The following is a 12,056-nucleotide window of genomic DNA, read 5'->3' on the forward strand; positions in this document are numbered from 1 at the left end:
CTAGACCCTGCGCCCGCTTCCGACAACGGGGTCGGCGGCGCGGCGCGTAGGATCGGGGATGCGAATGGGTCGGCCGGACGGTCGCGTGGCGGGCAACCGCACCGAGGAACGTCCGGGCTCCACAGGGCAGGGCGGTGGGTAACACCCACCCGGAGTGATCCGCGAGACAGTGCCACAGAGAGCAGACCGCCCCGGTTCCGACCGGGGTAAGGGTGAAAGGGTGGTGTAAGAGACCACCGGGGTCGTGGTGACACGACCCGCACGGTAAACCTCGCCCGGAGCAAGGCCAGACAGGGGATGTTGACGCGGCTCGCCGAGTCCCCGGGTAGGCCGCTGGAGCGGCACGGCAACGTGTCGCCGAGAGAGATGACCGTCGAAGGGGCTCAGCCCCGGAACAGAACCCGGCGTACAGGCCGGCCCATTCGCCCCCGCGTCGCCCGCCCCCCGCGGCATCCGCCCGCCCCCGCGGCGCCCGCCCGCCCGCGCGGCCTCCGCCCGGCCCCGCGGCATCCGCCCGGCCCGGCGGCATCCGCCCGGCCGCGAGAGAACACCTCACCGCCGAGAGAACGGTCGTGACCCGTACCCTCGGCGCGCAGTTGTTCTCTCGCCGTCAGGGCGTGAGACCCCAGGGCGTGAGACCCCAGGGCGCGAGACCCCAGGGCGCGAGACCCCAGGGCGTGAGACCCCAGGGCGTGAGACCCGCGAGCGCGCGGTCAGTCGGTGGACTTGGCCACGAGCGTGGCGGCTTCGGCGGGGGTGCTGGTCGGGGCGTCGGCGGCCAGCGCCAGCGCCGCGGCGCCGATGATGCCGGCGTTGTTGCGGTGCACGGCGGGGACGATCGGGGTGTCGAGGTCGAGCAGCGGCAGGAACCGGTCGGCGTGCTTGGAGACGCCGCCGCCGACGACGAACAGGTCGGGGCTGAAGAGGAACTCGAGGTGCGAGTAGTAGCGCTGCAGGCGCGCGGCCCACTCCTCCCACGAGAGGTCTTCCCGCTCCATCGCCGAGTAGGCGGCGACGCCCTCGAAGTCGCGCTTCTTCTCGGCGCGCTGCAGGTGACCGAGCTCGGAGTTGGGGATGAGCACGCCGTCGTACATCAGCGCCGTGCCGATGCCGGTGCCGAGGGTGGTGAGGATCACGAGGCCGTCGACGTCCTTCGCGGCGCCGTAGCGCAGCTCGGCCACACCGGCGACGTCGGCGTCGTTGGCGAAGTGGATCTCGCGCCCGAGGCCGTCTTCGAAGAACGTCTCGGCCTCGAAGCCGATCCACTTGTCCGACACGTTCGCGGCCGACATGGTGCGCCCGCGGCGCACGATGGCGGGGAAGGCGACCCCGAGCGGCACATCCGCGCCGGTGACCTCGAGGGTCTCGAGCACCACCTTCACGGCAGCCAGCACGTCCTTGGGCTCCGCGCCCGCCGGGGTGGCGACCTTCACCCGGTCGGTCAGCAGCGAGCCGTCGGCCAGATCGACCAGTGCCCCCTTGATGCCGGTTCCACCGATGTCCACACCGACTGCATGCTGCGTCTTGGTCGCCATGTTTCCAGCCTATCGAGCCGCGAAGACCGCTCAGTAGGATCGAGCCACCGGCATCCGAGACGAGGGCTTCATGAGCGGCGAAGACAAGTACTGGTACAACCTGAACACGGGCGAGGTCGAGCGCGGCTTCGAGTCCCCGTCGGTCGATCGGGCGGGCCCGTTCGACACGGCGGAGGAGGCGGCACGCGCCCCCGAGATCCTCGCCGAGCGCTCCCGCGCGTGGGCGGCCGAAGAGAGCGCCGACGACGACTGGGGTGGCACCGGCGCGGGCGCATCGGGGGACGACACGGCCCGATAGGCTGGCGGGACTGGCTTCGGAGAGGACGCGATGGACAAGCAGCGGGACTTCGTACTGCGCACGATCGAGGAACGGGGCGTCAAATTCGTGCGCCTGTGGTTCACCGACGTGATCGGCACCCTGAAGTCGGTCGCGATCGCGCCCGCCGAGGTCGAGGGGGCCTTCAGCGAGGGCATCGGCTTCGACGGCTCCGCCATCGAGGGCCTCACGCGCTCCTACGAGTCGGACCTGCTGGCCCACCCCGACCCCACCACGTTCCAGACCCTGCCGTGGCGCGGCGAGATCGACCCCACCGCGCGCATGTTCTGCGACCTGACCACCCCCGACGGGCAGCCGGCCGTGGCCGACCCGCGCCAGGTGCTCAAGCGCACGCTCGCCAAGGCCGCCGACGCCGGGTTCACGTTCTACACGCACCCCGAGATCGAGTTCTACCTGCTGAAGTCCTCGTCGTACGGGCCCGAGGGCCCCGAGCCGGTCGACTCCGCCGGCTACTTCGACAACGTCCCCGGCGGCACGGCGCACGACTTCCGTCGTCGCTCGGTGCGGATGCTGGAGGACCTGGGCATCTCGGTCGAGTACAGCCACCACGAGGGCGGCCCGGGTCAGAACGAGATCGACCTGCGCTACGCCGACGCGCTGGCCACGGCCGACAACATCATGACCTTCCGCACGGTGGTCAAGGAGGTGGCCATCGAGCAGGGCGTCTACGCGACGTTCATGCCGAAGCCGCTGTCGGGCAAGCCCGGCTCGGGCATGCACATGCACATGTCGCTGTTCGAGGGTGACCAGAACGCGTTCTACGAAGAGGGTGCGCAGTACCACCTCTCCAAGACGGGGCGCCAGTTCATCGCGGGGCTGCTCACGCACGCCAACGAGATCTCCGCCGTCACCAACCAGTTCGTCAACTCCTACAAGCGGCTGTGGGGCGGCGACGAGGCCCCCAGCTTCATCTGCTGGGGTCACAACAACCGCTCCGCGCTCATCCGCGTGCCGCAGGCCAAGCCCAACAAGGGGCAGTCCACGCGCGTCGAGTACCGCGCGCTCGACTCGGCCGCCAACCCCTACCTGTCGTTCGCGCTCATGCTCGCCGCCGGGCTCAAGGGCATCGAAGAGGGATACGAGCTGCCCGCCGAGGCCGAGGACAACGTCTGGTCGCTCACCGACTCCGAGCGCCGTGCGCTGGGCTACTCGCCGCTGCCGGCGAGCCTCGACCACGCCCTGGAGTACATGGAGGACTCGGAGCTCGTCGCCGAGACCCTCGGTGAGCAGGTCTTCAACTACGTGCTGCTCAACAAGCGCAAGGAGTGGCAGGAGTACCGCTCCCAGGTCACCCCGTTCGAGCTGAAGAGCAACCTGGAGATGCTCTAAGCGGCCATGTCGTCGACCGAGCGGACGTCCGGCCTCACCGGCCTTGCCCGACTCGGCTTCGCGGGACTGTCGCAGGCCGACGCCGGCCTCGACGAGCTCGCGGAGCTCATCGGCATCCCGCGCGGCGACCTGCTCGCCGACGTCGAGCGGGCCGCCGACCCCGACGAGGCGCTCGGTGCGCTGGTGCGCATCGCACGACGTGACGCGGATGCCGTCGCGGCGGCGTTCCGCCGTGCCGCGGTGCCGCTGTGGCTGCTGCTGGGGGCCTCCAGCGGCTTCGCCGACTTCTATCTGCGGCACCCCGAGGAACTCGCCGACGTCGCGCCCCGCACGCAACTGCCGACCGCCGCCGAGCTGCGCGACGAGATGCTCGCCGCCGTCGACGTGGATGCGGGCGGATTCGCGGCATCCGGCGGCGACGACCGCTGGGTCGCGCTGCGCGTGCGCTACCGGCGCCTGCTCGCCCGGATCGCGGTCGTCGACCTCTCGGCGCCCGATCCGGTCGAGGTGCTCGCCGAGGTGGCGGGCGCTCTCGCCGACGCCGCGGGGGCCGCCCTGGAGGCCTCGCTCGCCGTCGCCCGCACGCGGGTGTCGACCGGGGGAGCCGGGGCGGGGCTCTTCCCGCGCGACGAGGTCGCCGCCACCGCGCTGGCGATCATCGGCATGGGCAAGACCGGGGCGCGCGAGCTCAACTACGTCAGCGACGTCGATGTCATCTTCGTCGGGGGAGCGGTGGATGCTGACGCCGACCTCTCCGAGAGTCGCGCCATCGACATCGCCACGCGCCTGGCCGTGCAGACCATGCGCGGCATCTCGGGCGTCGAGATCGAACCGCCGCTGTGGGAGGTCGATGCCAACCTGCGCCCCGAGGGCAAGCAGGGCGCCCTCGTGCGCAGCCTCGAGTCGCACCTGTCGTACTACGACCGCTGGGCCAAGAGCTGGGAGTTCCAGGCGCTGCTGAAGGCCCGCCCGATCGCCGGCGACACCGCGCTCGGCGAGGCCTATGTCGCCGCGGTGCAGCCGAAGGTGTGGACCAGCGCGGCTCGCGAGAACTTCGTCGACAGCGTGCAGCGCATGCGCGAGCGCGTCACCGACCACATCCCCGCCGGCGAGGTCGCCTCGCAGCTCAAGCTCGGCCCCGGCGGCATCCGCGACATCGAGTTCACGGTGCAGCTGCTGCAGCTGGTGCACGGTCTCGCCGATGACCGCATCCGCCAGCGCGGCACGCTGCCTGCCCTCGACGCGCTCGTCACCGAGGGCTACATCGGCCGCGCCGAGGCGGGCACCTTCGCCCATGACTACCGGGTGCTGCGGGTGCTCGAGCACCGGCTGCAGCTGTGGGGTCTGCGCCGCACCCACCTCATGCCCGAGTCGCCCGAGGCACGCCGCGTGCTGGCACGCGCCTCGCGACTGGCCGAGACCGGCGAGGGCGTGTGGCAGCTGTGGGAGTCGGTCAAGCGCGAGGTGCGCGACATCCACGTGCGCCTGTTCTACCGGCCGCTGCTGTCGGCCGTGGCGGCCCTGCCGGTCGACGAGCAGACGCTCTCGCCCGAGCACGCCCGCGACCGCCTGGCTGCGATCGGCTTCCGCGACCCGGCCGGCGCCCTGCGCCACATGGCCGCCATCACCAGCGGCATCAGCCGCAAGGCGACGATCCAGCGCGCGCTGATGCCGGTGATGCTGCACTGGTTCGCCGACGGCGTCGACCCCGACTACGGTCTGCTGGCCTACCGGCGGGTGAGCGAGCGGCTCGGCGACACCACGTGGTTCCTGCGCATGCTGCGCGACTCGTCGGGCGCCGCCGAACGCCTCACCCGCGCCCTGTCGGGCTCGCGCTACATCGGCGAGCTCATGGAGTGGATCCCCGAGTCGGTGGCCTGGCTCGACGCCGGCGAGCAGCTGCGCCCGCGCACCGGGCTCGCCCTGCAGGAGGAGGCCCGCGCCATCCAGGCCCGCCACGAGGCGCTCGACGACGCCTCGCGCGCGATCCGGGCGATGCGCCGCCGCGAACTGCTGCGCCTGGCGCTGGCCTCGGTGGTCGGCACCGTCACCATCGAAGAGCTGGCCTTCGGCCTCACCACCGTCAGCGAGGTCACCATCCAGGCGACCCTGCGTGCCGTCCGCCGCGACGTGGTGCCCGCCGAGGATGCCGCGCTCGATTTCGCGGTCATCGCGATGGGCCGCTTCGGCGGCGCCGAGCTGGGCTTCGGTTCGGATGCCGACGTGCTCTACGTCTACGACGCGAACGGCATCGACCCGCAGCGCGCGCATGAGCTCTCGCTCAAGCTCGTGGCGGGGCTGCGCGCCCACTCCGAAGACCACCGGGTGCCCTTCGAGCTCGACGCCGACCTGCGGCCGGAGGGCCGCAACGGTCCGCTGGTGCGCTCGCTCGACGCCTACGCCGCCTACTACCGGCGCTGGTCGGTGTCGTGGGAGGCGCAGGCGCTGCTGCGCGCCCGCGGCGTGGCCGGCAGCGTCACGCTGCTGCGCCGTTTCCTCGCCCTCGCCGACGAGGTGCGCTACCCGGCCCGCATCGAGCTGCAGGATCTGCGGGAGATCAAGCGCATCAAGGCGCGCGTCGAGAACGAGCGCCTCCCGCAGGGCGTCGACCGCTCTCGGCACCTCAAGCTCGGGCCGGGCGGACTCAGCGACGTCGAGTGGCTGATCCAGGCGATCCAGCTCGAGCACGCGCACGCCGTGCCGGGCCTGCGCACCACGTCGACGACCGACGCGCTGCGCGCGGCCCGCGAGGCGGGCCTGCTGCCAGAGGCGGCCGCGGTCAACCTCGCGGCATCCTGGCGGCTGGCCAGCCGCCTGCGGTCGGCCAACACGCTGCTGTCGGGGCAGACCAGCGACGTGCTGCCCACCGACCGCGGCAAGCTCGACGGCATCGGCCGGCTGCTCGAGTACGCCCCCCGTTCGGCGACTCGCGTCGAAGAGGACTGGCTGCGCACCGCACGCCGCAGCCGGCGCGACTTCGAGCGGCTCTTCTACGGCTGATGCCGAGGAGTGGAGGGATCGGATGACCGAGGCCACCGAGCCGCGATCGCCGCGCACGCGCGCCTGGGCGTGGCTGACGGGGATCGGCACCGCCGGCGTGCTGGCGTGCACCATCTTCGGCATGCCCGGCCGCCGGCGGTACGCCGAGTTCGATCCCGATGTCGCCGTCACCGCGACGATCGTGATCGGCGCGATCACCGCCCTGTGCCTGCTGGCGTCGTTCGCCTTCCCGCAGAGCCGGGCGGCGGCCAAGACGTTCGTCACCGTCTGCACTGCGGCGCCGCTGGCGGCGGCGGTGATGCTGACGATCCGCGCCGTGGGCCTGCTCGCCGGCGATCCGTCGCGGTTCACCGATGCGCAGTTCGCGGTCTGGTTCGGGGTGTGCGCCGGTGTGGCGCTGCTGCACGTCGCGGTCACCGTCGTCGCCCTGCGACGGCATCCGAAGCTCTTCGCCGCCGAACCGCCCGCCTCCGCCTAGGGCGTCGCCTGGCGGCTACGCCTGGCCGGAGGCGCCGGCACAGGCGGCGATGACCCTCGCGGCGAACCGGTGCGCCCCCCAGCATCGGACCTTCAGGACTCGTGCGGGGGTTGCGATCGCGACGATCCGTGTGAGGATGCCGGGCAGAACCTCGACGCCGGTGACATCCTTCAGCGATATCGAGACATCGAGGGTTCCCGACTGGGCGGCGCGGTTCACGACGTTGGGGGAGAACTCGACGGTCTCCTCGGTGAGGGTGACGCGCCCGCCGACCCAGAGACCTCCCCACAGCGCGCGGAACCCTGACAAGGCAAGGCCTACGCCGGATACGCGGGCCTCGGCGTCCTCGACGAGGGCGTTCGCGATCTTCGAGACGAGGATCCGGTCGCTCACAACAGCAGTGTGGCTCGCCCCGCGCACCGAGTCCAGATGCCGCCGCCGGCGACGTCGCGCGATGGACGACGTCAGGAGTTGAGACGCGCCAGGGTCGACACGGCCATGAAGGCCCCGGCGACGAGAACCCAACCGACGAAGCCGCCGAGTGCGTACCAGAACGCCCGCCGCCCACCGAGCCACGCCCGCACCGCCAGCACGATCCCGGCCGCGAGAACGGCGAGGGGGAAGACAGTGAATCCGAATCGGAAGGCCTCGGCGAGCCAGGACGCGGAAATGCCGTGCTGGTGGAAGTACCAGTTGAGCTCCATGCTGCCGAAGAGGAGAGCCCCGATGAAGATGTGGAGCGCGGCGAGGACAGCCACGATCAACACGAGGACGGTCGCCGGGCGATCCCATCCTGGTACGCGACGCCGCGGCCCATCATCACGCGACGGCGCCGCCGGAGTTGCGGACTCCGAAGCATCCATGCGCGACCCCCCCCGCCTCGCCGACGTACTGCCTCGCACGATAGCCCGCCGCCGACCTGCATGCGAGGGGAGTCGTCGCGCATCCACGCGTGGTCGAGGAGATCTGGGGGAACGGAGAAGGCCCCCGCAGCGCGTGCTGCGGGGGCCTCCTCCGTCGGTCTCAACCGGGCGGAGCCGGGTCAGACGCCGAAGTACAGCTCGTACTCGAACGGGTGCGGGCGCGCGGCGAGCGGCTTGATCTCGTTCTCGATCTTGTACTCGATCCAGGTCTCGATCAGCTCGGGCGTGAAGACGCCGCCCGCGAGCAGGAACTCGTTGTCGGCGCGCAGCGCCTCCAGGGAGTCCAGCAGCGAGTTGGGCACCTGCGGGATGTTCTTGGCCTCCTCGGGCGGCAGCTCGTAGAGGTCCTTGTCGACGGGCTCGTGCGGCTCGATGCGGTTCTTGATGCCGTCCAGGCCGGCCATCATCTGCGCGGCGAAGGCCAGGTAGGGGTTGCCCGAGGCGTCGGGGGCGCGGAACTCGATGCGCTTGGCCTTCGGGTTCGAGCCGGTGATCGGGATGCGCACGGCGGCGGAGCGGTTGCCGGCCGAGTAGACCAGGTTGACCGGAGCCTCGTAGCCCTTGACCAGACGCTTGTAGGAGTTCAGCGTCGGGTTGGTGAAGGCCAGCACCGCGGGGGCGTGGGCCAGCAGGCCGCCGATGTACCAGCGGGCGATGTCGGAGAGACCGCCGTAGCCCTTCTCGTCGTAGAAGAGCGGCTCGCCGTTCAGCCACAGCGACTGGTGGGTGTGCATGCCCGAGCCGTTGTCTCCGAAGAGGGGCTTGGGCATGAAGGTCGCGACCTTGCCCCACTGCTCGGCGACGTTCTTGACGATGTACTTGAACTTCAGGATGTCGTCGGCCGAGTGGACCATCGTGTCGAAGCGGTAGTTGATCTCCTGCTGACCACCGGTGCCGACCTCGTGGTGCGCACGCTCGAGCACGAGGCCCGACTCGATGAGACGCAGCGAGATGTCATCGCGGAGGTCGGCCGTCTTGTCGACGGGGGAGACCGGGAAGTAGCCGCCCTTGTAGGGGGTCTTGTTGCCCAGGTTGCCGCCCTCTTCGGCGCGGCCGGTGTTCCACGCGCCCTCTTCGGAGTCGACCGAGTAGAAGCTCGAGTTCTGCTTCACCTCGTAGCGGACGTCGTCGAAGATGTAGAACTCCGCCTCGGGGGCGAAGAAGGCGGTGTCGGCGATGCCGGTGGAGGCGAGGTACTTCTCGGCCTTCTTGGCGACCTGGCGCGGGTCCTTGGCGTAGATCTCGCCGTTGCGCGGGTTGTAGATGTCGAAGATCATGACCAGCGTCTTCGCCTCGCGGAACGGGTCGAGGTACGCCGTCGACACGTCGGGGATGAGCTGCATGTCCGACTCGTGGATGTTCGCGAAGCCTCGGATCGAGGAGCCGTCGAACAGCTGGCCGACGGTGAAGAACTCCTCGTCGACGGTCGAGGCCGGAATGTTGAAGTGCTGCTGGACGCCGGGAAGGTCCGTGAAGCGGATGTCGAGGAACTTGACGTCCTCATCCTTGATGTACTTCAGCACCTCGGACGAATCTTTGAACATGGAGTCTCCAAGATCGGGTGGTGGAACAGCCTGAGCGGCTGCGTCGAACTTATCGGCGCGGGGTTGCTCGGCAGTGTCCCGCATGTTTCCGGCATGTTACACGGACGCGGTTAGGCTGATCCGGTGAGCGCGACCGACAACGACTATCCCGGCGAACGACTCGGGATGCCGGAATCGGGCAGCGGCAGCATCGCCCGTCCGGGGCGGCGCATCGGGGCCCTGCTCATCGACTACGCGGCCGCGACGATCATCGCCACCGCGTTCTTCGGCTACGACCAGTTCGCGCTCCCATCGGAGGCGGGACTGTCGCTGTTCGCCCCGATGATGGTCTTCGTCGCACTGCAGGTGCTGTTCATCCCCACCCTCGGCGGCAGCCCGGGCCACCGCATCCTCGGCATGCGGCTGCAGCTGCTGCACGGCGGCTGGGCGGGCCTGTGGCGCCCGATCGTGCGCACGCTGCTGCTGGCGCTGGTGATCCCCGCAGTGGTGTGGGACGCCGATCAGCGGGGCCTGCACGACAAGGCCGCCGGCACGGTGCTGCTGCGCGGCTGAACCGCCGACGCGCGGTCAGCGCGGGCGGGGCGCGCGCGCCTTCATCGGGTCGATGCCCTTGGGGATCGGCAGCGACGTCACCGACTGCGACACCGACTCGATGCGCTTGAGGACGGCGGCCATCGTGCCGCGGTCGATCTTGGTCGGCAGCGCCTTGATGGTGGAGGCGAGCTTCGCGATCGGGACATCGCCCTCGCCGTGACCGATGTAGAAGACGTTGATCGGCACACCGGTGGCCACGCGCTGGGCCTTCATCTTCTCGTCCGAGACGAGACGGGTCAGGCGCCCGCGCGATCCCTCGCCGATGATGACGACACCGCCGCGACCGACGACGCGGTAGACGGCGTCCTGGGTCTTCGGGTTGACGCCCACGGGGGTGTCCGACGCCGACCACTTGCGGCCGAGCGCGGTCGACAGCACGTGGCCGGCGGCGCCGGGCATGCCGTCGATCTTCTTGTACATCGCCGTCGTCGACAGGCGCGTCAGCGTGATCATGGCGGCGAGGATGCCGAACATGACACCGGTGACGCCCCACAGGATGATGCTCCAGATCGCCATCGGCGGGATGAAGAACCCGACGAGCACGCCGAGGCCGGTGACGACCACGATGATCGCGATCAGCACCCACGGCAGCCACGGGTACACGTCCTTGGTGAAGGTCACGAGGGAACGGAGCTGACGGAAGAAGCCGGGCCGCTTCTCCGGAGAGGTACTGCGCGAAGACATGCCCTCCAGCCTACCGGCGCACCGGCGTTCTGACACGCCAGTTCCTCCCCAGACGACTCTTCTCGGGCACTGTCCACCGGATGCGGTGCTGCGGGCCCCGACAGGGCGGCCGGCGCGCACACTGGCGGCATGTCCGACACCGACCTGCTGGCCCCCACCGTGCTGCGCGTTCTCGATGCCGTCCAGGCGCCCTACCCGGCGCTCCTGGTGGCGGGGGAGCCGCCCCGACTGTGGGTCGAGCTCGACGAGGGCGCGCCCGCCGCGGTGTGGGACGCCGATCCCGCCGAGCACCTGCTCGCCCCCCTCGATCTGGCGCGCACCGCGCTCGGCGTGGCTCTCGTCCTCCCGGCCTGCCCGCAGCGTCTGGGCGAACTGGTGCACCGCCGCCTGGCGATCGAGGATGCCGAGGCGGTGACCATCGCCGTCAGCGTGCTGCGCGGGTGCGTGGCCGCGCTGGCGCGCGCGTGCCCGACCGGCACCTGGTGGGTCACCGACGAGGGCAGACCGGTGCTCGCCGTCGGGGGCACGGCGGATGCGGTCGCCGAGGGCGCGGCGCTCGTCGACGCCCTCGCTGTCGGCCGCGCCGGCCCGTTGGGCGACGCGCTCACCGCCACCGCCGGGGCGCTGAACGAGCCGGCGGGGCTGCGGCGCCGTGTCGACGTGCTCGAGGAGGCGCTGTTCGCGGCCGCCGACCCCGGGCCGCTGCGCGCGGATCCCGTTCCGTTGCGGGCGCGGGAGCTGGCCACCGCCGCGCTGGTCACCCGGGCCGACCTCGCCGCGCAGGTCGACCCCGGCATCGCCGCACGGGTGGGCGCCGTGGTCGAGGGCACGATGCGCGCGCTGGCGCAGTGGCGCGACGCGCGCCGGGAGCAGGCGGCGCGGCGCCGCGAACGCGGGCAGGGGAGGCAGGCGAGCACGGCGGGCGTGCTTCGGGGTGCGGGACGGATGCGGGAGGCGCCGCCGACGCTCGCCGTCGGCACCGAGCGTGCGGTGTCCACGGCAGGCGTCGATGCACCACGCGTCGGTGCACCACGCGGGGGTGCGGCACGTGGGGGCGGGCGCAAGCCGGTGCTGGTGGGCGCCGTCGTCGCCGCGGGCATCGTGCTGGCCGGGGTCGCGTGGCCGGCTCCCGCCGACGAGCGCCGGGGCGCCCCCGCCGGGCCGTCGGCGGAGGCGGAGGAGGTCGAGCAGTCGACCGGGGCGACGGCAGCTGGCGGCGGTGCAGACGGGCATTCCGCGGCCGACCCCGCGGAGCCTCCCACAGTCGGGGCGGACGGCGGGCAGGACGCCGAGACGGGTGAGGTCTCGCCGCCACCGCCCGCGGCACCGTCCGAGGGTGCGCTGGCGGCGGGGACGGCGCTGCTCGCGCAGTTCGCCGCATGCACCGACGACGCGTGTCGGCGCGCGCATCAGGAAGATCCCGGCGCGGTGCTGCCGGCCGGACCGGCGACCGGCGCCGGCGAGCCGACCGTCGAGCTCGTCGACGAGTACGGGGGCGTGGCGGTGCTGCGGGCCGCCACCGCCGATGCCACGCAGTTCGTGGTCATCGTCGATGTCGGGCAGACATGGCTGATCCGCGACGTCTACGACGCCGCGGATCAGCGATGAGGGGGGTCCGGCACTGCGGACCGG

11 protein-coding genes and 1 other RNA gene are annotated in these 12,056 nt (G+C 71.4%); 7 read left to right on the forward strand and 5 right to left on the reverse strand.

The window, feature by feature from the left end:
• The first annotated feature begins 65 nt into the window (after positions 1-65).
• An RNA gene (gene rnpB / locus N3K63_RS07080) (RNase P RNA component class A) lies at positions 66-425 on the forward strand.
• Between the two features lie 288 nt (positions 426-713).
• On the opposite strand, the gene ppgK is transcribed toward rnpB, so the two are convergent.
• Entirely contained in the window at positions 714-1,535 is an 822-nt protein-coding gene (ppgK, locus tag N3K63_RS07085; protein ID WP_261579463.1) for a polyphosphate--glucose phosphotransferase, read from the reverse strand.
• 70 nt (positions 1,536-1,605) lie between these two features.
• Here ppgK and N3K63_RS07090 point away from each other — a divergent pair, with 70 nt between their 5' ends.
• Genes N3K63_RS07090 through N3K63_RS07105 form a run of 4 tightly spaced genes read left to right on the forward strand, consistent with a single transcriptional unit; the run spans position 1,606 to position 6,679 of the window.
• Positions 1,606-1,833 carry an SPOR domain-containing protein gene (locus N3K63_RS07090; protein ID WP_261579464.1) on the forward strand — a complete coding sequence of 76 codons (228 nt, stop codon included), beginning with the start codon at positions 1,606-1,608 and terminating at the stop codon, positions 1,831-1,833.
• 30 nt (positions 1,834-1,863) lie between these two features.
• Complete coding sequence (glnA, locus tag N3K63_RS07095) at positions 1,864-3,201, forward strand: type I glutamate--ammonia ligase (protein ID WP_261579465.1); 1,338 nt, start codon at positions 1,864-1,866, stop codon at positions 3,199-3,201.
• A gap of 6 nt (positions 3,202-3,207) precedes the next feature.
• On the forward strand, positions 3,208-6,201 hold the full coding sequence (locus N3K63_RS07100; protein ID WP_261579466.1) for a bifunctional [glutamine synthetase] adenylyltransferase/[glutamine synthetase]-adenylyl-L-tyrosine phosphorylase: 2,994 nt from the start codon (positions 3,208-3,210) through the stop codon (positions 6,199-6,201).
• 22 nt (positions 6,202-6,223) lie between these two features.
• Positions 6,224-6,679 carry a hypothetical protein gene (locus tag N3K63_RS07105; protein ID WP_261579467.1) on the forward strand — a complete coding sequence of 152 codons (456 nt, stop codon included), beginning with the start codon at positions 6,224-6,226 and terminating at the stop codon, positions 6,677-6,679.
• 15 nt (positions 6,680-6,694) lie between these two features.
• Here the strand turns inward: N3K63_RS07105 and N3K63_RS07110 are convergent, their stop codons facing one another.
• The 3 genes from N3K63_RS07110 to glnA (N3K63_RS07120) form a co-directional block, all read right to left on the reverse strand.
• Positions 6,695-7,072 carry a hypothetical protein gene (locus N3K63_RS07110; RefSeq protein ID WP_261579468.1) on the reverse strand — a complete coding sequence of 126 codons (378 nt, stop codon included), beginning with the start codon at positions 7,070-7,072 and terminating at the stop codon, positions 6,695-6,697.
• A gap of 71 nt (positions 7,073-7,143) precedes the next feature.
• Positions 7,144-7,443 carry a hypothetical protein gene (locus N3K63_RS07115; RefSeq protein ID WP_261579469.1) on the reverse strand — a complete coding sequence of 100 codons (300 nt, stop codon included), beginning with the start codon at positions 7,441-7,443 and terminating at the stop codon, positions 7,144-7,146.
• A 278-nt stretch (positions 7,444-7,721) separates the two neighbouring features.
• Positions 7,722-9,146, reverse strand: coding sequence for a type I glutamate--ammonia ligase (gene glnA, locus N3K63_RS07120; protein WP_261579470.1), 1,425 nt, complete (start codon positions 9,144-9,146; stop codon positions 7,722-7,724).
• Positions 9,147-9,311: 165 nt separating this feature from the next.
• Between glnA (N3K63_RS07120) and N3K63_RS07125 the strand changes: the two genes are divergently transcribed.
• Positions 9,312-9,698, forward strand: coding sequence for an RDD family protein (locus N3K63_RS07125; RefSeq protein WP_261580061.1), 387 nt, complete (start codon positions 9,312-9,314; stop codon positions 9,696-9,698).
• 15 nt (positions 9,699-9,713) lie between these two features.
• Here the strand turns inward: N3K63_RS07125 and N3K63_RS07130 are convergent, their stop codons facing one another.
• Entirely contained in the window at positions 9,714-10,424 is a 711-nt protein-coding gene (locus N3K63_RS07130; protein WP_261579471.1) for a DUF4191 domain-containing protein, read from the reverse strand.
• 129 nt (positions 10,425-10,553) lie between these two features.
• Here N3K63_RS07130 and N3K63_RS07135 point away from each other — a divergent pair, with 129 nt between their 5' ends.
• Positions 10,554-12,032, forward strand: a complete 1,479-nt coding sequence (locus N3K63_RS07135) for a hypothetical protein (protein ID WP_261579472.1) — start codon at positions 10,554-10,556, stop codon at positions 12,030-12,032.
• Positions 12,033-12,056: the final 24 nt, after the last annotated feature.

Source organism: Microbacterium festucae (assembly GCF_025421715.1).
Taxonomy (GTDB): Bacteria; Actinomycetota; Actinomycetes; order Actinomycetales; family Microbacteriaceae; genus Microbacterium; species Microbacterium festucae.